Here is a 21,279-nt window from a genome sequence, read left to right as displayed (position 1 = left end):
GCTTCCTGTTAGATTTTCTTGACTATCCCTGAAATCCGCCTGTGTTCAAATACCGGATTTCTTTCGGGGTCAGTGCGCGCTCGAAAATCGGTTGCCTGTGGGGAAACCGACCGAAGCGGGCGATGATGTCACGATGGCGTCTGGCCCGATGAAGCCCCGAGGGCAGGTCGCGGCGATGCAGCGCGACCGATTGGTTCTGATCTTCCAACGTCTCGGAATGCGCGAAGGGCAGCAGCATGAACAGGCGCAGGTCCTGCGGCACTCGGTCGATAAAACCCTGCCGCCAGGCATGACGCGCCACCGACAGGGCCTGGGGGTCTGTGCGATACATCTCCCTGGTGCCACGGAACGCATTGCGTGGATACTGATCATGAAGGATCAACATGGCGAGACAGCCCTCCGGCGTGTCTCGCCATGCCGCAAGTTCGCCTACCATAGCGGCCTCATGCAGGGGTGCGAAGCCTCTGCGAACGGCGGCGTCGAAGGCGGGCGATTGGGAGAACCATTCCTCGACCGCGTCTTGCCACCAGGCGATCACCTCGCCGATCCGGGGATCCGTCATGCCGACCGCCGCGCCAGAAGCCAGGCGACAAAACAAGGGACGCCGAAGACCACGGCGAAGATCGGCAATTCTTCGGCCAAGCCGTATCCCGCATGGGCCACGCCGACCCAAAGATTGATCGCGGCGGTTGCCGCCCAGAGGACGGCAAACAGGGGAAAAGCACCGCGCAGGGAAGCGCCGCGCCAGAGCGCAACGCCATAGATGACTGCCATCAGGACAAGGCCGCCAAGGATCACGAGAACAGTATGCATGTGAGACCTCCGGGCGTCAGGCAAATGGCGCGAGCATCGCGTTGATGTCCTTGTCCGCATAGGGCGGATAGACATCGACGGTCCTCTCGGCGGGCGAGATCAGAAGTGACTTAACATTGCTGAGCGCATCGAACCCGGCTTTACCGTAATACTTGCCCATCCCCGAATGACCAACTCCGCCGAAGGGCAGCGACCCGACCCAGCAATGCAGATTGGTCAGGTTCACGCAGCCGCCGCCGAAGGACAGGGATTGCAGAAAGCGCTCGATCATCGCATCGTCCCGGCTGAAGATATAGGCAGCGAGCGGCTTGTCCCGTGTCTTAAGCGTTTGGATCACGGTGCTGATGTCGTCATAGCGCAGGATCGGCAGAACCGGGCCGAACACCTCCTGCTGCATCGCTGGATCTGACCAGTCGGAGGGGTAGAGCAGCGTCGGCTCGACGTAGCGGGCGGATACGTCGGAACTGCCGCCCAGAACGACCTTGTCCGGCAGGATGTAGGACGCAACACGCTGAGTGTCCTTTTCGCTGATCATGCGCGCGAAGTCAGGGCTCTGTGACGGATCGGTCCCGTACATGCGTATGACCGCAGCTTTCAGTTTCTCGACAAAGGTATCGGCGACGCTGTCATGCACGCAGACGAACCCCGGAGCGATGCACCACTGACCCGAGATGGCGTTATGTCCCCAAGCGATGGCCTGAGCGGCGCGATCGAGGTCCGCCGTCGCGTCCACGATGGTCGGGTTCTGTCCGCCCAGTTCCAGGATCACTGGCGTCAGGTGTTCGGCCGCAGCACGCATGACCACTTTGCCCACTGCCGAACTGCCGGTGAAAAAGATGAAGTCGAACGGCAGCTCCAGCAACGCCGAGATTTCTTCTCGTCCGCCGGTAACCACGGAAACGTCTTCCGGTTCGAAGTATTGCGGCACCAGTTCTGCAAAAAGCGCCGCCGTGGCCGGCGTGGTGTTGGCCGGTTTCAGGATCACAGGATTGCCTGCCGCCAGCGCGGCGATGGCTGGATCGAGCAACAACAGGATCGGCGCGTTAAACGGTCCGATGACCAGAGTCACACCATAAGGTTCGCGCCGGATCACCCCACGCTGGCCGAGTTTGGCAAGGCCTTCGGGAATTTCGACCTCTTCAAGGGCCATCAGCCGGTCCAGATTGTCCCGATAGTAGGCGATATTGCCCATCGGCACCGTGATCTCGAACTGCTGTTCAAAGGGTGGCTTGCCGAAATCCTGATGCAGCGCCGCGCACCAGCGGTCGCGATGGTCGAGCAGCATTCGCTCCATTCTGGCGAGTTGATCCAATCGCCAGCCGCGCGATTTCGTGCGGTCGCTGAGGAACGCCGCTTTCTGGCGGTCAAAGATCGTCTGAAACGCATTGCTCATATCGCCATCTCCATGTTCGGACCTGCCGCCGTCGCTCATTCGGCGTCTTCCAGCGCCTCGAGGACAAGCTCCGCCGTCAGACCGCTGCTGTACTGCTGCTGCCCGGTGATCAGGCGACCGTCGCGGATGGCGAATGGCTCATTGGCATCCCGGCACAGAAACTCCGTTCCGGGAATGTCCTTCGCTGTGGCCTCGATCGTGTAGTCGTTCAGGATCATGCCGAAGGCCGTATTGACCGCCTCTTCCTCTGCATCCGTGAAGCCGGTCCATTTCTTGCCCTCGGCCAGCAGCTTCCCGTTCGACAGGCGTGTCCAGAGTAGCAGGGAAGAACCATGACAAATGAGCGAGACGATTTTGCCCGTCTCGTAAAAATCTGCGATCAACGCATGCAGCGCGGTATCGTCCTTGAAGGTCAGCAACGGTCCGCCCCCACCGGCGACCCAGACCGCATCGTACTCATCTACCGACACCGAACTGATCGGCGGCGTATCCTTCAGCATCGCGCCAAACTGCGCATGATGGGCGAAGCCGAGACTGATCAGATCGTCCGCATAGGCGCCGTTCGGGGTGCGCGGATCACTGTGCGTGTCGAACATCACCTCGCCGCCTTTCGGCGACACGAGGTCGACGCGATGTCCCGCCTCCGTGAACATCAGGAAGGCTCGCGTCATTTCCTCGGCGAAAAAGCCCACCGGAAACCCTTTGAGTTCGGCGGTGTTCGAGACGATGGAGAGAATGCGCCGCGGTTTCCGGCGCACACCCAGACTGGTTTTGAGGACGATGTCTGAAGCTGTCATTTGAAATCCCTTCGCTGTGCTCGCGTCTCTTTGAACCGAAAAAGGGGGCGGAGCCGATGCTCCGCCGCCGTCGTGGTTACTTGGTTGTGTAGCCGCCGTTCACGAGGATCGTCTGGCCCGTCATCCACCACCCGTCGGAGACCATGAAGGTGATCCAGGGGGCGATATCCTCGATGTCGGTCAGGCCGGTTTTCGAGAAGGGCGAGAGCGCGGCGGCGGTCTTGTGATATGCGACCGCTTCCTTTTCTTCCGCCGGGTAGAAGAACGGGGTGTCCATCGGCCCCGGGCCGATCGCGGTCACCGAGATGCCGCGCTCGCCGAGCTCCTTCGACGCCGCACGCGTGAAGTGCTCCACCGGTGCCTTCAGACCCTCGTATGCCGCGTAGAAAGGCGTATAGGCGCCCAATAGCGAGGTGACGATGGTGCAGACCTTGCCGTTGTCGTTGAGGTGCTTGCCGGCCTCTTTCAGGAAGAAGAAGGCGGATTTGACGTTGACCGCGCAGGACTGGTCGAAAACCTCTTCGGTCACCTCGGCCATCGGCTTCTTCACCACCATACCGACGGTGTTGATCGCGATGTCGGGACGCCCCACCGCCGCGACCGCGTCGGTGAACAGCTTTTCCATCGCCGCTGCCGAGGTCAGGTCGGCTTGGAAGGCCACCGCTTCTGCGCCTGCGGCTTTGATCGCCGCGACGGTTTCCTCCGCCGCCGCCTTGGTGGCGTCGCTGTTGTAATGGATGGCAACGGCTTTCGCGCCGGATTGGGCGAACTCGCGTGCGAGCAGCCCGCCCAGGTTCTTCGCGCCGCCGGCGATCAGAACCACTTTTCCCTCGATGCTGTTTCTCGACATGTCATTTCCTTTCCGCATTTGAGCGCGCCTTTCAGATCGACGCCTTGCGAGGAAGATAGTCTGTCACCCCATTCAGATAATCAGGCCATTCTTGACATTACCTGCCAGAAATGACGAACAATAGGCATGGATCGGATTCAACAGATGCAGGTGTTCATTCAGGTCGTGGACAGCGGGAACTTCACCCGCGCAGCGGAGGTGCTCGGCCTGCCGCGCTCGACCGTGTCCAGCACGGTGCAGACGCTGGAGGACCGCCTCGGCGTGCAGCTTTTGCAGCGCACCACCCGCGTGGTGCGTCCGACGCAGGAAGGGTTGCAATTTGCCGACACCGCCCGTGATCTGGTCGATGCGTTCGGGCAGGCCGAAGGACAGTTTCGCCTCCGTCCCGATGACATTTCGGGGCGCTTGCGGATCGACATGCCAAGCCGGATCGCACGGCGTCTTGTCATTCCGCACCTGCAGGACTTTCGCGCCCGATACCCGGCGGTGACGCTGGAGATCAGCGCCACCGACCGAATGATCGATCTGGTCTCGGAAGGGATCGACGCGGTGGTGCGTCTGGCCGTTTTGGAGGACAGCGAACTGATCTGCCGCAAGATCGGTGATGTGCCGATGCTGACCTGCGCCGGGGCGGAGTATCTCGCGGAATTCGGGGTGCCGCAGACGCCTGCCGATCTCGCGAAACATCATCTGGTCAACTACGCGCTGCGCATGCCTGCCCTCTCGTCGGGCTGGGATGGGCTCAAGGACGGGCGTGAGATCACCGTTGCCATGCAAAGCCATCTCTGCGTCGACAACGCGGAGAGTTATGTTGCGGGGGGACTGCACGGGCACGGGCTGATTCAGGTTCCCGCCTATGACGTCGCCGATGACATTGCAGCCGGACGGCTCGTTGAGGTACTGTCCGAGTTTCGACCCTCTCCAGTTCCGATCTCGATCCTCTATGCGCGCAGGCGCCATCTCGCCCCTCGGCTCAGAGCGTTCATGGATTGGCTGGAGGAGGTGTTGCGGCGTGAGGGGGTGGTCAAGCCATCACAATAGGATTTGGGTCGTTGGACAATCAGAATTTCCCTTCATTTTAACCTCTGGTTCAAACTTAAGAGGGGAAAGAACGAACAGCCGCATTCGATTTTCGATACCCTATGGTAGTGGCGACACCGTCGAAATCCGGACGCGAGGTCGAAATCCGGGCGCGAGGGATCAGTGCGACGGGCGTTTATGGCCCCTTTACTGTGACCGTGACGATCATCGTTGTGCCACAGTCCAGCTATTCGACCACGCTAGGCGACACCACCCGCGAGAACCTCATTGCGGGCGGCTCCATGGAGAACCCCGCCACTTGGACGCTGGACGCAGGATGGGCCGTTGGAGGCGGCGTGGCGACCCATACGACGGGCGCAGCGGATGCGATCAGCCAGCCCTTTGAAACCACGGCGGGCAAATACTACCGCCTCGGCTACACGGTCTCTGGCATCACTGCCGGAAGCCTGACCCCGCGCCTGACGGGCGGCTCGGATCGCCCTGGCACAGCTATCATCGCAGACGGCACCTACAGCGACCGCATTCAGGCCGTTAGCGGCAACGACATGCTCGATGACGTTGTCGCCTACCTCGAAACCTCGGGTTGTCTGACCCAAGGCACCCACTACATCTGGATAGAACCGAAAAACGCGGATGGCCTGTCTGGCCCCCTGACGGGGCCATTTGAAATCACCATCATATAGGAGCACGACACATGGCAAATGGTGTTAAGACAAGTGACCTCGACCCGACTTATTTAGCCCAGAGTGTGATTGTAAACACTGAGGATGGCACGGCGCCTCAGACGGTTGGTGATTTCGCCAAACAGATGGCGCGAACTGATCCGCTGTCGAAATCCGTCGATGGGGCGAAGTTCGAATATGAGACGCTTGACGAAATGCAGGCTACCGCCACGTCGGGCGGCCAGAATTCGGGCGGCCAGAATAAAGTACACAAAACCAAAGACGGTCGATTTAAATACAGCGAGGATCTGTCTGTGCCGTACCTGCATTTAAACGGCCTTGGGGTCTCCGCCGTGAAAGATGAAAGCGGGCGCATAGCAGCGCGATTGTTCAACTTTGGCGAAGATGCAACGACGCTTTGGCCTGAATTTATCGGTTTGTTGGAAACCCGCGAAAAGCACCTTTTCATCGATACGGATATTCATCTGCCGGGCGTCAATAGCCTCGGCCAATTGCTTTCTGGTGCTATTCAAGTCGGCACGACGATCGAATTCGCTGAGGGGTATGCTATTATTTATGACAGCGACGGCTCAACCGACCACCCCTATCTGGAGATCACCGGCGCGACATCTTTGCGACTTATCAGGCCTTTCGTCCGGTCTACTACTGCGCCGACCACAAGGCGCGCACGTCCGGGGATTAAGTTGATCGGGTGCGAAGATGCGCAGGTGTACGAACCGCATATCCTCAGCACATTCGGAGGTGGTTTGATGTTCTCAGGCTGCCAGAATTCTCGTGCTTATCATGGGGTGGCTAGAAATACTCTCGCCGACGGGTTTGGTATCTATAACGACCTGACATATGGGCCATGCGTCGATGTCTACACCATCGGTTCTCGCACGATTAATACTGGCGATGATGGCGTGTCGGTCGTCGGATACACCGCGCGCGGGGCCGCAAATGAGCGGTGCGGACATCTGGATTTTACCGTAGTTTCCAGCTTTGAACGCGGAGGTGTTTTGGTCGGGTCAATTGACAGTGCATTGCGTGGTCGCGCATTCAATTGTGCGTCGTCTGGTTTCAAGGTTGTAAAAGATTTGGGCGGCGGTCCCAACAATGCACCTGAAACGCATGGTAACATTCGGCCTCATGTTGAAGTCATCTCCTACAACTGCGCGCACAGTGCCGATCCAATTCAGCCGTCGATCGATATTGGCAACAACACTGAGAGCATTGTTGGTTCCGTAAGTTCTTACGGTGGTCCGAACCGAGGCATCCAAGTGGCGGGAGATGTGACCGGACCAACGGACGTTGACCTGCAGATATTCTCGCAAGACGCGGGTGGCCAGGGAGTTTATCTGGGGAACGTAAGCGGGATTAGAGGGAACATCACCTCAATTAGTGCTGGTGAAACAGGTTTGGTCGGTCTGAATTGCACAGGTGTCGCAATCGGGTCAGTGAATTTGCGTGATTATAATCAGGACGACAGCGCATCTCATGTCGGCATGCGGCTGAACAACGTGTCTGGCTCTATCGGTCCCGGATATGTTGGGGACAACCATGCATCGACACTGCAACCTGTAGACCTTCTGAACTGCCATGGGTTGCGATTGAGTGATGCGCTTGTGACAGAAGGTGGTTCTGAGCCGAAAAAGGTGCTCATTCAGGCAACGTGCACAGACACGCTCGCCCCATCTGTACGTGCAAGCGCAACTTGGAATCCGGGCAGCATCGCTGCTGGCGGATACGTCACGACGACCATCACAGTAAATGGCGCGTCTCCAGGCGACGTTTTGTCGGTCGGTTTTGACCAGATGCAGAGCGGACTAACGCTAACCGGGTTCGTGTCTGGTGCAAACACTACCCGTCTGATGCTCAAAAATGAGACAGTCGAAGCCATACATCCAGCTGCTGGCACCGTAACGGTTCGTGCCGAGAAGTATGTGCCGTGATTTCATCCGATCAGCTCGAGTCACCTGATTAAGGCCCCTCACCCAAAAACGGGTTCGCCGAAAATTTTCGTCCGAAAGGTGTAGTCACTCTGTCCGAAAGCTAAAACGCTGCTACACCCGCAATGATACCCCTAATAAGAGGAACCAGCTATGTCATTAAAAGTATTGGAGGCGAGTACCAGAATCGAACTGGTGTACACGGATTTGCAATCCGCTGCGTAACCACTCCGCCAACTCGCCGAAATGGTGAGGCGCTATCTACAGCAAGGATAATTTCTGTGCAAGACGCCATTTGATAGGATTTTGCACAGGGGTGCGTGCGGTTGGGTCCGTTTGTATGTGCATTGACGTGTTGCTCAGGCGGGCGGCTTGTGGCAAAACACGGTCAAAGACAATGAACGAAAGAGTTCAGCTTATGCCAGACTTTGCCCAGCTCCGTACAACGATGGTCGACACACAGGTGCGTCCGTCTGATGTGACCAAATTCCCGATCATCGAAGCGATGCTCACCACGCCGCGCGAAAATTTCGTGCCTGCGTCCAAACGTGATGGTGCCTATGTTGGCGAGCATGTGGATCTCGGGGGCGGGCGCGTTGTGTTGGATCCGCGGGTTTTGGCCAAGATGCTCGATGCGCTCAACATTCAAAACGATGAGCTGGTGCTCGATCTGGGCTGCGGCTTGGGCTATTCCTCGGCCGTGATGGCGCGGATGGCACAGGCGGTCGTGGCCGTGGAAGAAGACGAGGACATGGCCAAAGAGGCGGCCAGTGCGCTGTCCGACAATGGATCGGACAATGTGATCGTCGAAACCGGCCCGATCAGCGCGGGTGCGCCGCAGCACGGACCCTATGATGTGATAATCTTGCAAGGCGGTGTTGAAGAATTGCCGGGTGGCATTTTGGCCCAGTTGAAGGAAAAAGGGCGTATCTGCGCGATTTTTCTCGACGGAGCTCTTGGTATCGTCCGTATCGGATACAAATTAGAGGGTGAGGTCACATGGCGCATGGTGTTCAACGCCACGGCACCTGTACTGTCCGGATTTGAAAAACACGCAGAGTTCGCGCTTTGACGCAGAACGTTCGATAGGCCGGGTCGGCCCCGGCGTTCGTAAGATAACAAAGGGGCTGAGGCCAATGAGCAAGACCACAGGATTTAAAAAGGTACTTTTTTCTGGCGCGGCTGTGCTGAGTTTGATGGCGGTGCCTTTTGCGGCGGCCGCTGAGACGCTTGGCGATGCTTTGGCGTCTGCCTATAAAAACTCCGGTCTTCTGGAGCAAAATCGCGCCACCCTGCGTGCCGCGGACGAAGGGGTGGCCGGTGCGCTGTCCAATCTGCGTCCGACCATCGCCTACAAATATTCGGGTTCAAAGTCGTTTGGCTCCGATGGCAATGTCCTAGAAGATTGGTCCGAGACGCTCAGCTTTATTGCGTCGATGGATATCTACACGTTTGGTCGTAACAAACTGTCTGTCGATCTGCAAAAAGAGGTGGTTTTGGCGACGCGTGCGGGCCTCGTGAATGTGGAACAACAGGTTTTGGCCAATGCGGTTTCCGCCTATCAGGGTGTGCGCGAAGCTCAGGCCTTGGTGAACCTGCGCCAAAGTGCGGTGCGGTTGAACCAGCAAAACCTCAAAGCCTCGCAAGATCGGTTTGAGGTGGGTGAAATCACCCGTACACAAGTGTCGCAATATGAGGCGCAACTGGCCTCTGCCCGTGCAAGCCTTGCCGCCTCTCAGGGCAGCCTGTCCGCCGCGCGCGAGACCTATAAGGTCGCGATCGGCCATTATCCGAGCAACCTGTCAAATCCGCCCAGCATCCCGCTTCCGGCGAAAACGCTTGAGGCGGCTGTGACGGTTGCCAAGCAAACCCACCCAGGGATCATTGCGTTGCAACACCAAGCGGCGGCGCAGGATATTGCGGTGGACATCGCGGAACGCAATTTGTTTCCCACGGTCGAGGGGCAGGTCTCGCAATCCTACAAAGATGACTTGACCATCAATAACGGCGTCACGAGTTTGAGCCTTGGTGTCTCTGGCCCGATCTATTCCGGCGGGGCCGTGTCTTCGGCGATCCGTGAAAGCATCGCCAACCGCGATGCCTCTCGTGCCGAGCTGTTACAAACCGCGCGCGAAGTTGAGCAAGGCGTGCGCACCAACTGGGCGATGTTGTCGGTTTATGCCGCCTCTGAAGAAGCCTCCAACGCCTATGTTCGTGCTCAGCGCGTGGCCTATGATGGTGTGAAAGAAGAGGCCGATTTGGGCGCTTCGACCACTTTGGATGTGCTGAGTGCGGAGCAAGATTTGCTCGACGCGCAGGTGTCGGCCATTCAGGCGCGCATTGCCCGCGAATCGCAATCCTATGCGGTGCTGCAATCGCTTGGCATGCTCACTGTGGATCAGTTGAAACTCAACGTCCCGGTCTATGATCCCGCCGCCTATTACAATGCGGTGAAAAACGCACCGACCCGTTATGTCAGCCCGCAAGGCGACAAATTGGATCGTGTCCTCGAAGGTTTGATGCGCAAATAAACGCAGTTTTTTGACAGCCCCCGTCTGACGGTTTTGCGGCATCTTGCCCAGATCACCGTTCGGCGGGGGTTTTCTGCTTTCTGCGATCCCTTGTGTGTAACGCCGAAGCTGGCTACCATAAACTGTAGTGAGTGAGGGAGTCGGGATGTCTGATCCGATGACGAATATGGATGCGGAGGACGTGCTTGCGTCGATCCGGCGTTTGGTGGCTGAGACCCATAGTCATCATGGTGGTCCCTCTGGTGGCGCTCAACCTGCGTCGCGGGATGAGCCGCCTGTTCGCTCTCAGGCTCCGGCCGCTTTGATCCTGACCCCTGATTTCCGCGTGCCCCAAGACCCTGCTGAGCCGCAGGACGTGGGTGCTTCTGCCGATGAGGTTGCCCCTGAGATCGAGGACGTGGCCGGGACGAAGGCAGACATCCAGCCGTTGATTCTTTCGATGGATCAGGTGGTTTCGCTGCCTGAGGATGCACAAAGGCCCCCCGAGGAAGATTTGACCGAGGCGCAAGCGCCGAACGACGAACTTGAGAGCTTGGTGGCGCAAGAGGTTGGTGCCGCCGACGTCGAAGGCACACCGCAGGAGGTCGATTGGGCCGCCGGGTTCGACGACACCCCAGATGTTGAAGCTGCGGCCCATGTGTCGCGGCTGAGTTTGGAACAGCGGATTGCCGAACTTGAAACGGCCGTGGGGGCGCAGTCCTATGAGTGGGAGCCGGATGGATCTGAGGATCTTGAGGCGGAAATTCCGCGGTCTATGCCGCGTGCCTTTGCCGAACCCGGAGCCCGTGTGCTTCATTTCCGTGTCCCGCAGGAGGATGACCCCGCGATGAGCCCGTCTGACCAAGGCCGTGATCACATTGACGACGCCGAAGTGATCGAGGAAACCCCCGCCGCGTCCACGGACCCCGCGATTGATGATTTTCCACCAGCGCAAGAGGCAGAGGTCGAAGACATGGCTGCGGCTGAAGAGGTGGCGGCCGATCCCGATCCGAGACTTGAGGAAGAGTTGGCTTTGGCCGGCTATGCCGACGAAGACATGATGGACGAGGAGGCTCTGCGCGAATTGGTGGCGCAGGTGATCCGCGAGGAATTGCAAGGCGCAATGGGCGAGCGCATCACGCGCAACGTCCGCCGTCTGGTGCGCCGAGAAGTGCAGCGCGCGCTGACCCTGCGCGAATTCGAATAGTCAGATCTCCGAACTGAGGGCGTAGAGCGTATCGAGGTCCAAATGGGCCTCGATGTGATCTGCGAGCGCCTCAAGGGTTGCTTCGACCCCACCGTCAAAATCGGACATTCCATCGCTCAGGCCAAACCGCGCCAGATAGCCGTTGCGAAACCTGTCGCTGGCAAACAGCCCGTGCAAATAACAGCCCATGATCCTCCCATCCGCCGACATCGCGCCCTCGGACCGCGCGCCGTCTGGGGCGTCCAGAGACAGCCACGCCCGCGCGCAATCGGCCCCCTCCGTGCGACCGATGTGAATTTCATAGGCGGTGACACGCGCGCCGGTGGCACGCTCGGTTGCGGTGACTTCGGCCAGCCGTTTGTCGGCGGACATCAGCGTCTCCACCTGTAAAAGCCCAAGTCCGGGATGCCGCCCGGCGTGACCTTCGATCCCGTCCGGGTCGTCGATCCATTGGCCAAGCATCTGATACCCGCCGCAAATTCCCATCACATGGCCGCCACGACGGACATGGGCCAATAGGTCGATGTCCCAGCCTTGGCTGCGGAAAAATGCCAGATCGCCGATGGTCGATTTTGATCCGGGGATCAAAACGAGATCGGCGTCTCCCGGCAGAGCGTGGCCGGGTTCGACAATCTGAACGGTCACATTCGGCTCAGCGGCCAGCGGGTCGAGATCATCGAAATTGGCGATGCGCGACAGTTTTGGCACGGCGATTTTGATCTCGCCAGTGCCGCGTGAGGTGATGTCCATCACGTCCTCTGCGGGCAGGCGATGGGCCTGATCAAACCATGGCAGGGTGCCCAGATCGGCCCAGCCTGTGGCCTCGATAATGGCGCGTGTTCCGCCCGCAAACAGGCTGACGTCGCCGCGAAACTTGTTGATGGCAAAGGCTTTGATCCGGTCACGGTCGGCCTTGGGCAGGACCGTATAAGTGCCGACGAGTTGTGCAATGACGCCACCGCGATCAATATCGCCGATCAGCACCACGGGCACATTCGCCGTCTCGGCAAAGCCCATATTGGCAATGTCTCCGGCGCGCAGGTTGATCTCCGCCGGGCTGCCCGCGCCTTCGATCACGACAAGATCGACGCCTTTGGCAAGGCGGTGAAAACTCTCCATAACCGCGGGCATCAAAGTGGCTTTCATTGAGCCGTAATCGCGGGCTTTGAGGGTGTCGATCCGTTGCCCCTGTACCACGATCTGCGCGCCGACGTCGGTTTCGGGTTTGAGCAAAACGGGGTTCATGTCGGAGTGCGGTCGTAGGCCACAAGCGCGGGCCTGAAGCGCCTGCGCCCGGCCAATTTCACCGCCATCTTCGGTGACGGCGGCGTTGTTGGACATGTTTTGCGGCTTGAACGGCGCGACTTTGAGGCCTCTGCGGCTCATGGCGCGCGCGATGCCCGCGACCAACATGGATTTGCCCACGTTCGAACCCGCGCCTTGGATCATGATCGCTTTGGTCACGCCGCTGTCCCTCTTCTTTCGGTTTTAAGAGGAGTATTTGAACTGCGTTGAAGACGAAAGCCAAATGCGCGGAATCTCAGTCGTCATCAGGGCCGCGGCGTTTGATGTCTGCGTAGGGGGTGCCGTCGAGGTGGTGGTAGAAGGCGTCGGACGCGGTGTCCGCCATCAGATCGAGCCCCGGATAATAGGCGCGTTCGCCGGCGATGCGCGACCCGACCTCTAACACGATCACATCGCTGTCGGTGCGGTTTTGCAGGCAATGGCCGATCTCTTCACCGGCCTTGAAGCCGGCGCAATCACCGGGAGCGAGCTGTTCTTCGGTGTCGCCATAGACCAGCGTCGGATGGCCCGAAACGATATAGACGAACTCGTCTTCTTTTTCGTGCCAATGGGGCAGGGCGGACCATGTGCCGGGGGGGAGCGTGGTCATGTTGACGCCAAATTGCGTCAGTCCCGCCGTGTCCCCAAGCGCGCGTTTGACACGGGCGCGGGTGTTTGTGTGGTAAGGCGGGGGATAGAGCGTGCCGATTTTGGCGGGGAGTGAGGGGACGTCGATTTTCTTTTTTTGGGGCATGCGCGGGCTCCATCAGGTTGAACCAAGGGTGCGCGCAGTATGACGGCATGGCGGCAAAAGAAAAGACGCGCCAGCGAGCAGCATGGCGCGTCTTCTTCAGAAATAGCAGCGGGATCGGAGAGCTTAGGCAGCTTCCGCCTGTGCGTTGCGACGTTCGCTTTCTTCGCGTGACAGCGCGACAGAGGTACGAATGCCTTTCGACACAAATTCCATCAGGCCGGAGACCACGCGTTCGCATGGGTCGATCCCGGCACAGGACAAAACTTCGCGCCCATCACGGGAGCGTGCCCAACGGGCGATTTGTTCCGGGCCGTTGCCGTATTTCTTATCATCGGCGATCGCATCATCGAGTGCAGCCAACACAACAGCCGCAAAAAGTTTGCGGGCGCGTTGTCCTTGCTCATAGTTGAATGCGGTGCCATCAACGAACTCAGCCATGGTTTTTCCTTGTTTTATTGCTCTTGTCTTTCTGGCGTGCGGGCCCTTATGACAGGTTTGTGTCGATTCGGATACGACGCATTTGCATGGCGCCTATGCATTTTGTGCATAAGTTCAGGCGCTAACATTTTCTCAAACGGATCAAATCCCGCGCAGTTGCCGCCAGAGGACTGCCTTGTCAGCCTGCCCTTGGACGGATATAGGGTGCGAAACTCATTCTTCAACCAACGGCCACGGTTAGACATATGCCCAAAATCAACGGTAACGAAATCCGCCCCGGCAACGTGCTGGAACATGACGGGGGCCTGTGGGCCGCTGTAAAAGTCGATCACGTCAAACCCGGCAAGGGCGGCGCCTTTGCTCAGGTCGAGATGAAGAACCTGCGTGACGGGCGCAAGCTCAACGAACGGTTCCGCTCCGCCGATAAGGTCGAGCGTGTGCGGTTGGAGCAAAAGGACATGCAGTTCCTCTATGAGAGCGATGGCATGTTGACCATCATGGATATGGAAACCTACGATCAGGTTGAGATGCCCGCCGATATTCTGGGCGATCGCCGTCCGTTTTTGCAAGATGGCATGACAATCGTGGTGGAATTCCATGACTCTGAGGCGCTGAACGCGACGCTGCCGCAAAAGGTGATCTGCAAGATTGTGGAAACCGAGCCGGTGGTCAAAGGACAGACTGCCGCGAACTCGTTTAAGCCTGCGATCCTGGACAATGGTGTGCGCGTGATGGTGCCGCCGTTTGTGGGCCAGGACGAGGACATCGTGGTGAACACCGAGACGATGGAATATTCTGAACGCGCCTAAGCAGTTTAGAGCAAACGGACAAAAGGCGGCCCTTTATGGGCCGTTTTTTATGCGTTTTTGCACAGGCTCAGATCATTGCAGGCATGAGGCAACGGGGGGAAACTTTGCTCAGTTGTCACAGGAGGATGCCATGACAGAAGCCAGTCTCGCGAAAAGCCGTCTTGCCTATACTTTGACTGCCATCAACCCGGATACGGGTCAGGGGCTGCGCGCGCGCATCGACAGCCCAACGGAGATCACCATCCTGTTTGCCGATGATGACGAAGAGGTCGCGCGCGTCACGATGAGTGCGGAGGGCGTTCCCGATTTAACGATTTTGGACCCGAAATTGCGCACGCCCGAACATGCGGCCAACTGCCTTAAGGAATGTTCGCGCGGCTGCAATGGCGATATGTTGTGCGTGGCGGGATGTGCCTTGGAATGCGCGACGATCATCATCTGATCGCCGCGATGTTTAACGCGCTGACAGCGCGAACGATTAGCCCTTTCGCAATCCAAGGATGGCCCGCGCTTGCGCAGGTGTGGCGACGGGGCGTTTGTGACGTTGGGCGGCAAGGACAGCCAGTTCGACCAAGGCGGCATTGGACGGGGCCAAGGTGTCGCGATCAATACGGATGTTGTCCTCAAGCCCGGTGCGCAGGTGACCGCCTGCTGCGGCAGACCATTCGTTGAGTTCAAGCTGATGACGCCCCACACCGGCAGCACACCATGGTGTGTTTTCGCCAAACAGGTGTTTCACGGTCTCGACGTAGAAATCAAACACGCGCTTGTCGGCAGGCATGGCATTTTTGACGCCCATGACGAATTGCACATAGGGCGTGCCTTTGATCTGGCCTCGATCCGCCATCAGTTTGGCCTGATAAATATGCGAAAGATCAAAAGCTTCAATTTCGGGTTTGATACCGTAGGTGATCATTTCTGCGGCCAGCCAATCGACAAGGTCGGGCGGATTTTCATAGACGCGAGTCGGGAAATTGTTGGAGCCAACGGAGAGGGAGGCCATCGGCGGGCGCAGGGACAACATGCCGCCACGGGTTTTGCCTGCCCCGGATCGACCGCCGGTCGACAGTTGCACGATCATGCCGGGGCAATGGGTTTGAATGCCCTCTTTGAGCCGCGCGAACCGTTCGGGATCGGAGGTGGGTTTGCCTTCGTCATCGCGGACATGGCAATGGGCGATGCTGGCCCCGGCCTCATAGGCCTCATGGGTGGACTCGATTTGCTCCGCCACGGTGATTGGCACCGCTGGATTGTCGGCTTTGGTTGGCAAAGAGCCGGTGATCGCAACACAAATGATACAGGGTGTGGTCATCGGCTGCCCCACCGTTTGAAAGAATTGGCCCGCACGTTTGTCCTCCCTGACATCATATATGATGATCATGCCTGAGCAGGGTAGATTTGAAAAGTTAAGACTTTGCTGTCGCTTAAGCGGAAATTTCCGCATCCCCGGCGCGCAGTGGGCCCGTTGCGCGATCAAAGCGCAGATAGGCGATGGCGTGGCCACCGGATTGGGTGAACAAAACGCCCGCAGGTTTTCCATCCACAGTGGTGATCTCGGTGCCGACGGGGGCGGAGCCGGTGATCGTCACACGCACAAGGCCTTTGCGCAGATCGGTTTTGTGTTTCATCCGGGCGGTGACTTCTTGGCCGACATAACAGCCCTTTTTGAAATCGACCCCGTTCAGACGCTCAAATCCGGCCTCTAAGATAAAGGTGTCCGGGGTCAGCTCTATCCCGGTTTCAGGCACGCAATGAGCCACCCGGATTGCATCCCAATCGACCTCTTGCGAGGGCCGTCCATCATAGGCGCGCCATCCCATGTCGGGGGTGCGGGGGTCTTGGATGGCCCCGTCGGGTGCCTCGCCAAGTCCTCGCGACACGGTGCGCTCACTCAGGCTCAAGGTCACCTTGGAGCGCAGTTTATACATGGTCAGGCGTTTCAAAAGCGCCTCCGCCTCGGACTGCGCCACATCCAACAGCACGGCCTCGCCTTCGGGCACCAAAAAGAAATCGACGATGAATTTGCCCTGTGGCGACAAAAGCGCGGCATAGACGGGCCCATGTTCCAAGTGGCGCATATCGTTGGACACCAACCCTTGCAGGAAATGGATGCGGTCCTCGCCTGTGATCTCAATGACGCTGCGTGCGGATGTGTCTGTCATGCTCATTCCCCTTTTTCCACTCTTCATATAGGAAGGAAAAGAGCCACGAAAAGCGGGAAACACATGCGCGCGCCGATCTCTGTCATCATCCCGACCCTGAACGCCACGCCGAAGCTGCGCGATACCATGCTGTCTTTGATGGAGGGCTTGGATGCGGGATTGGTGCGGGAGTTGATCCTGACCGATGGCGGCTCGACCGATGGGGTTGAGAAAATGGCCGATTTTGTCGGTGCCGAGTTGATCGTCGGCGCACCCTCAAGGGGGGGGCAACTCAAACGCGGGGCGGAGGTGGCTCAGGGCGATTGGTTGTTGTTCCTGCATGCCGACACATGGTTGCCCGAAGGCTGGGCCGAGGCGACGGTGATCCATCTGGCGCATGGCTATGACAAGGCGATGGTGTATTCTCTGGCGTTTCGCGGCACCACGGGGATGCGCGCCAAATGGACCGCAGGCTGGGCCAATCTGCGGAGCAAATGGTTTGATCTGCCCTATGGCGATCAGGCGCTTTTGATCTCGCGCGACATGTATGATGAGATCGGTGGCTTTGACGACATTCCACTGATGGAAGACGTGGCCATGGCGCGCAAGCTCAAGGGTAGGATCGTGCTTAGTCCTTTGCGCGTCCAAACAGACCCAGCACATTACCAAACACACGGCTGGTTGCGGCAAGGAGGCCGGAACCTTGTCCGTCTTCTGCGCTACCGGCTGGGCGCGGCCCCTTCAAAGCTCGCCCAGTCTTACCGTCGCTGACGGTGCGGCCATCGGCATATTGCAGGCGATAGAGGTCGGCATAAAGCCCGCCGCGCGCCAAGAGTTCATCATGGGTGCCCTCGTCCACGACCTGCCCCTTGTCCATCACCACAATCTTATGCGCGTTGCGAATGGTCGAGAGGCGGTGGGCAATGACCAAAGTGGTGCGGTCCTTGGAGAGGGTCTCAAGCGCGGTTTGAACCACCTTTTCCGATTGCGCATCAAGGGCAGAGGTCGCCTCATCGAGCAACAACACCGGACGGTCGCGCAGCACGGCGCGGGCAATCGCCACCCGTTGCCGTTGTCCACCCGAAAGCCCCGATCCGCGCGGGCCGACCTGGGTATCGAGGCCATGGTCGAGTTTGGGGATGAAATCATCGACATGGGCGGCTTTGAGAGCGGCAGTGAGTTTGACCTCATCCGCTTTCGCCCCCATCAAGACATTGTCGCGCAGACTTTCGTCAAACAACAGTGCGTCTTGCGACACCACGGAATAGAGACCGCGCAAATCGGGCAGGGACAGATCCATCGTGGCGACCCCGCCGATGGAAATGGTGCCGGCCTGTGGGTCCGCGAGCCGTGTCATCAGGTTGAACACGGTGGATTTTCCGGCCCCGGAGGCGCCGACCAAAGCGGTGGTTTTACCGGCCTCTGCGGTGAAGGTCGTGCCGTTTAACACGGGGGCGTCAGCATAGGCGAAATGCACGTTTTCAAACCGGATGTCGGCGTCTTTGGCGGCGATGGGCAGGGCTTTGGGCGTTGCTGGCGAGGTGATTTCGGGCCGCTCGGCAAAGATCGCATGAATGCGCTCCAACGACGCCCGCGCCGCCTGCCAGACGCCGGAGACATTGCCCAAACGCCGCAACGGTTCAAACACCAAGGCCATGGCGGTGAAAAACGACATGAATTCGCCGACGGTTTTGGTGCCGTCGATGATCTGGTGGCCGCCGTAAAGCAACACGCCGAAAAAGCCCAAGCCCGCAACGATGTCCATCAGCGCCGGAATGCCCGCTTGTCCCGCTTCGGATTTGATTTGCGAGGCGACGAAGTGATTGATTTCGCCATGAAAGCGATCTGCCTCGCGGGCTTCCGTGCCCGAGAGTTTGATCGTGGTTGCGCCGTGGAAAATCTCGTCCAACCGGGTCGACACGCGGGCCGAGGCCTGACGCGCGCTACGCGTGGTCCGGCGCACGAGGTTTTGCAAAACCGTCACCGGAACGGCCAACAGGGGAGCCCCCGCCACAGCAATCAACGTCCAGCGCCAATCGACCAAAATCGCCACGGTCAGCAGTGACAAGAGCGAAATGAAATCCCGGCCAAAGGCCGCAAGCACCGTACCCCAGACGCCTGAGACGGCGGCGCTGTCGCCACGGGTGCGTTCGATCAGGGTGCCGGGGGGGTGGTCCTGGAAAAAACGACCATCGAGGGTCAGCATATGAGCGACAAGCCGGGCCTGAAGGGTCGCGGACACTTTTTGGCCGACCACGGCCATGATGACGCGGTGACTGAAGGACGCGATCGCACGGGCAGTGAAGACGCCAAAAACGGCAAGCGCCACCCAAATAATGGCATCGCCGTTTTGCGCTACCAAGACCCGGTCGAACATCGGTTTGATCAGATAGGACAGCGCCCCCAACATCGCGCCTTCGAGGGCCATAAACACCAAAGCCACCGCCACCAACACTACATAGCGGCGCAAATAATCGCGCCAAAGCCACGCGATCAAGATGCGTGAACCGGTGTCCGGGATGATGGGGGCGGGCGTGCTCATCGGGGCGCTTTCTTAGGGGAAGGACCGCATGGTTTTGAAGGTGCGAGCCTTTTCAATGTCATAGCGGGTCTCAAACCAGTCCCGGATCGGGATCGGGCCATCGGCTTTGAGATCGGCCTCATAGAGATCAAGGATATGATCCAAAATGCCGGTTTTCGTACTTTTGAGATGCATGAACCGCAGGCTCAACATCTTTTTGGCCTCTTTGATTGAGGCCCCTTCACAGTGCAACAGATAGAGCGCCGAGGCCAGCCCCGCCCGGTCTGCGCCGGATTTGCAATGGATCAAAAACGGTTTCGGGATCGAGGCCAAAAGGTCGATCAGCTCAACGTAGTCTTTGCCTGAGAGGGCTCCGCGTGCGGCGGCTTTGTTGGTGGTGATCAATGTGATCCCATGTTCGGCACAGGCTTGTTTTTCCAACAACATGAACGACAGGTCTTTGTCGCCACGCAGGCTCAGGATGGTTTTGATCCCCATTCGAGCATAGCGTTTGATCCGCGCAGGCGAAGGCTGATTGGACCGCCACACGCAGGGCGCGATCTCATACAGGTTGGTCCAAATTCCGCGCAAAAACGCATGGTCAAACAGGTGGAAATGCCACATCGCAAGCCTGCGGGTGCGTGGTGTGGACACGTCATTGCCAAACTGGCCGACCTCACCGCGCTCAAACCTTTTGAACCCTCTTTTTAGCGTCTTGAACATCAGGGCTCCGATTGCAAAATCATCGCGCCTCTTTATCGCCCTTTGCCCGCCGGGGCAAGCAAGGCGCGCGCGTGCCTCTGTGCCGGAGGGGTTCCTCCAAACCTGCGCACCCCTCTGTGACAGGAGCGACAATTGACGGGGCCGCTTTGGAGAGATACCGCTTGGGCCTGATATGAGTTTGAGGACAGCCCATGACACTTGCCAACGGTCGCCATTACTTAGCCATTCCCGGTCCTTCCGTGATCCCCGATCCGGTGCTTCAGGCCATGCATCGCCCGGCGCCGAATATTTACACCGGCGAATTGGTCGATTTGACCCGTAGTCTCGTGCCCGATCTCAACAAGATCGCGGGCACCGCGCATAACATGGCGTTTTATATTTCCAACGGCCATGGGCTTTGGGAAGCCTCGCTCACCAATATGATCTCGCGCGGCGACAAAGTTTTGGTCTGTGCGACGGGCAATTTTGGTCATGGCTGGGCGGATGTTGCGGCCCGTTTGGGGGCCAAGGTTGAGGTGATCGAGTTTGGCAAACAAGCCCCGATTGATCCCGCCCGTTTGGAAGCCGCCCTGCGGGCCGACACGGCACATGAGATCAAAGCGGTTTTGGTCACCCATGTCGACACCGCCACCTCGGTGCGCAATGATATTGCTCTGGCGCGCCAAGCCATTGATGCCGCCGGCCACCCCGCGATTTACGCCGTTGATGCGATTGCCTCGTTGGGCTGTGAGCGGTTTGAGATGGACGCTTGGGGCGTCGATGTGATGATCGCCGCCTCGCAAAAGGGCCTGATGACGCCTCCGGGTCTGGGCTTTGTCTGGTTCTCAGATAAGGCACTTGAGGCGGGGCGCAATGTCGATCTGCGCACGCCTTATTGGGCGTGGGAAACGCGCGCCAATCCGGTGCATCTTTATGAATATTTCGACGGCACGCCGCCAACCCATCATCTCTATGGTCTGCGCCAAGCCGTTGATATGATTTTGGAAGAGGGCTTGGACAACGTCTATGCCCGGCATGAAATCTTGGCGCGGGCCTATTGGGCCGCTGTGGATCAGTGGGGGGCACCGTTGCATTTCAACATCGCGGACCCTGCGGCGCGCTCTCATGCGGTCACGACCTTGGGCCTCGCAGCCCCCGCGGCCACGCAGTTGCGGACTTGGCTGACCGAACATCTCGGTATCACGCTGGGGATTTCCTTGGGTTTTGGCGACATTGGCTCGGCCGAATCCGATGGCTATTTCCGCATCGGCCACATGGGCCACATCAACGCCCATATGGTGCTTGGCATCATCGGTGCGATCGAAACCGCCTTTGTCGCGCTCGATATTCCGCACCAAAGCGGCGGGTCGGTGGCGGCGGCCAAGCTCTTGGCCTCGCGGGTATAACC

21 protein-coding genes, 1 tRNA gene and 1 pseudogene are annotated in these 21,279 nt (G+C 58.8%); 10 read left to right on the top strand and 13 right to left on the bottom strand.

Features of this window, described 5'->3' with window-relative positions; genetic code table 11:
* Window positions 1–22 precede the first annotated feature (22 nt).
* The 5 genes from B30_RS05500 to B30_RS05480 form a co-directional block, all read right to left on the bottom strand.
* On the bottom strand, window positions 23–562 hold the full coding sequence (locus tag B30_RS05500; protein ID WP_009571031.1) for a DUF924 family protein: 540 nt from the start codon (window positions 560–562) through the stop codon (window positions 23–25).
* The gene (locus B30_RS05495; RefSeq protein ID WP_009571030.1) at window positions 559–813 is read right to left on the bottom strand and encodes a hypothetical protein; all 255 of its coding nucleotides are present in this window, start codon (window positions 811–813) and stop codon (window positions 559–561) included. Before B30_RS05495 ends, B30_RS05500 begins: the two co-directional genes overlap by 4 nt.
* A 16-nt stretch (window positions 814–829) precedes the next feature.
* Complete coding sequence (locus B30_RS05490) at window positions 830–2,206, bottom strand: aldehyde dehydrogenase family protein (protein ID WP_040401964.1); 1,377 nt, start codon at window positions 2,204–2,206, stop codon at window positions 830–832.
* A 35-nt stretch (window positions 2,207–2,241) separates the two neighbouring features.
* Window positions 2,242–3,003 (bottom strand): type 1 glutamine amidotransferase domain-containing protein, encoded by a 762-nt coding sequence (locus B30_RS05485; protein WP_009571028.1) that lies wholly within the window; start codon window positions 3,001–3,003, stop codon window positions 2,242–2,244.
* 76 nt (window positions 3,004–3,079) lie between these two features.
* Window positions 3,080–3,853, bottom strand: coding sequence for an SDR family oxidoreductase (locus B30_RS05480; RefSeq protein WP_009571027.1), 774 nt, complete (start codon window positions 3,851–3,853; stop codon window positions 3,080–3,082).
* 126 nt (window positions 3,854–3,979) lie between these two features.
* Between B30_RS05480 and B30_RS05475 the strand changes: the two genes are divergently transcribed.
* The 3 genes from B30_RS05475 to B30_RS05465 all read left to right on the top strand — a co-directional run bounded on the left by B30_RS05475 (window position 3,980) and on the right by B30_RS05465 (window position 7,508).
* Window positions 3,980–4,894 carry a LysR family transcriptional regulator gene (locus B30_RS05475; protein WP_009571026.1) on the top strand — a complete coding sequence of 305 codons (915 nt, stop codon included), beginning with the start codon at window positions 3,980–3,982 and terminating at the stop codon, window positions 4,892–4,894.
* A gap of 101 nt (window positions 4,895–4,995) precedes the next feature.
* Complete coding sequence (locus B30_RS05470) at window positions 4,996–5,577, top strand: hypothetical protein (protein WP_009571025.1); 582 nt, start codon at window positions 4,996–4,998, stop codon at window positions 5,575–5,577.
* Between the two features lie 11 nt (window positions 5,578–5,588).
* Complete coding sequence (locus tag B30_RS05465; RefSeq protein WP_009571024.1) at window positions 5,589–7,508, top strand: hypothetical protein; 1,920 nt, start codon at window positions 5,589–5,591, stop codon at window positions 7,506–7,508.
* A 166-nt stretch (window positions 7,509–7,674) separates the two neighbouring features.
* On the opposite strand, the gene B30_RS05460 is transcribed toward B30_RS05465, so the two are convergent.
* Window positions 7,675–7,748: transfer RNA gene (locus tag B30_RS05460), tRNA-Cys, on the bottom strand.
* A 175-nt stretch (window positions 7,749–7,923) separates the two neighbouring features.
* On the opposite strand from B30_RS05460, the gene B30_RS05455 reads away from it, so the two are divergent.
* From B30_RS05455 to B30_RS05445, 3 genes are all read left to right on the top strand, one after another.
* Complete coding sequence (locus B30_RS05455) at window positions 7,924–8,577, top strand: protein-L-isoaspartate O-methyltransferase family protein (protein ID WP_009571023.1); 654 nt, start codon at window positions 7,924–7,926, stop codon at window positions 8,575–8,577.
* A 64-nt stretch (window positions 8,578–8,641) separates the two neighbouring features.
* Entirely contained in the window at window positions 8,642–10,036 is a 1,395-nt protein-coding gene (locus tag B30_RS05450) for a TolC family outer membrane protein (RefSeq protein ID WP_009571022.1), read from the top strand.
* 145 nt (window positions 10,037–10,181) lie between these two features.
* Window positions 10,182–11,222 (top strand): hypothetical protein, encoded by a 1,041-nt coding sequence (locus B30_RS05445; protein WP_009571021.1) that lies wholly within the window; start codon window positions 10,182–10,184, stop codon window positions 11,220–11,222.
* Here the strand turns inward: B30_RS05445 and B30_RS05440 are convergent, their stop codons facing one another.
* The 3 genes from B30_RS05440 to B30_RS05430 all read right to left on the bottom strand — a co-directional run bounded on the left by B30_RS05440 (window position 11,223) and on the right by B30_RS05430 (window position 13,698).
* The gene (locus B30_RS05440) at window positions 11,223–12,686 is read right to left on the bottom strand and encodes a cobyric acid synthase (RefSeq protein WP_009571020.1); all 1,464 of its coding nucleotides are present in this window, start codon (window positions 12,684–12,686) and stop codon (window positions 11,223–11,225) included.
* Between the two features lie 76 nt (window positions 12,687–12,762).
* Window positions 12,763–13,260, bottom strand: a complete 498-nt coding sequence (locus tag B30_RS05435) for a cupin domain-containing protein (RefSeq protein WP_009571019.1) — start codon at window positions 13,258–13,260, stop codon at window positions 12,763–12,765.
* A gap of 123 nt (window positions 13,261–13,383) precedes the next feature.
* Window positions 13,384–13,698 (bottom strand): DUF6280 family protein, encoded by a 315-nt coding sequence (locus tag B30_RS05430; RefSeq protein WP_009571018.1) that lies wholly within the window; start codon window positions 13,696–13,698, stop codon window positions 13,384–13,386.
* A gap of 245 nt (window positions 13,699–13,943) precedes the next feature.
* On the opposite strand from B30_RS05430, the gene efp reads away from it, so the two are divergent.
* Entirely contained in the window at window positions 13,944–14,507 is a 564-nt protein-coding gene (gene efp, locus B30_RS05425; protein WP_009571017.1) for an elongation factor P, read from the top strand.
* 130 nt (window positions 14,508–14,637) lie between these two features.
* Complete coding sequence (locus B30_RS05420) at window positions 14,638–14,949, top strand: hypothetical protein (protein ID WP_009571016.1); 312 nt, start codon at window positions 14,638–14,640, stop codon at window positions 14,947–14,949.
* A gap of 36 nt (window positions 14,950–14,985) precedes the next feature.
* On the opposite strand, the gene B30_RS05415 is transcribed toward B30_RS05420, so the two are convergent.
* Both B30_RS05415 and ygfZ read right to left on the bottom strand, forming a co-directional pair.
* Entirely contained in the window at window positions 14,986–15,819 is an 834-nt protein-coding gene (locus B30_RS05415) for a 3-keto-5-aminohexanoate cleavage protein (RefSeq protein ID WP_040401962.1), read from the bottom strand.
* Window positions 15,820–15,931: 112 nt separating this feature from the next.
* Window positions 15,932–16,669, bottom strand: coding sequence for a CAF17-like 4Fe-4S cluster assembly/insertion protein YgfZ (gene ygfZ, locus B30_RS05410; RefSeq protein ID WP_009571014.1), 738 nt, complete (start codon window positions 16,667–16,669; stop codon window positions 15,932–15,934).
* Between ygfZ and B30_RS21935 the strand changes: the two are divergent.
* Window positions 16,568–17,350 (top strand): annotated as a pseudogene (locus B30_RS21935) (glycosyltransferase); the annotation flags it as partial. The gene ygfZ and the pseudogene B30_RS21935 sit on opposite strands and share 102 nt — an antisense overlap.
* On the opposite strand, the gene B30_RS05405 reads toward B30_RS21935, so the two are convergent.
* Window positions 17,277–19,190: an ABC transporter ATP-binding protein gene (locus B30_RS05405; protein WP_009571012.1), complete on the bottom strand. Its 1,914-nt coding sequence runs from the start codon at window positions 19,188–19,190 to the stop codon at window positions 17,277–17,279. The pseudogene B30_RS21935 and the gene B30_RS05405 sit on opposite strands and share 74 nt — an antisense overlap.
* A gap of 12 nt (window positions 19,191–19,202) precedes the next feature.
* Window positions 19,203–19,892: a tyrosine-protein phosphatase gene (locus B30_RS05400; RefSeq protein ID WP_009571011.1), complete on the bottom strand. Its 690-nt coding sequence runs from the start codon at window positions 19,890–19,892 to the stop codon at window positions 19,203–19,205.
* Window positions 19,893–20,083: 191 nt separating this feature from the next.
* Between B30_RS05400 and B30_RS05395 the strand changes: the two genes are divergently transcribed.
* Window positions 20,084–21,277 (top strand): pyridoxal-phosphate-dependent aminotransferase family protein, encoded by a 1,194-nt coding sequence (locus B30_RS05395; RefSeq protein WP_009571010.1) that lies wholly within the window; start codon window positions 20,084–20,086, stop codon window positions 21,275–21,277.
* The last annotated feature ends 2 nt before the right edge of the window (window positions 21,278–21,279 follow it).

This window comes from Celeribacter baekdonensis B30 (assembly GCF_000299875.1).
GTDB lineage: Bacteria > Pseudomonadota > Alphaproteobacteria > Rhodobacterales > Rhodobacteraceae > Celeribacter > Celeribacter baekdonensis_A.
This window is presented reverse-complemented; position numbering and strand designations above follow the sequence as displayed.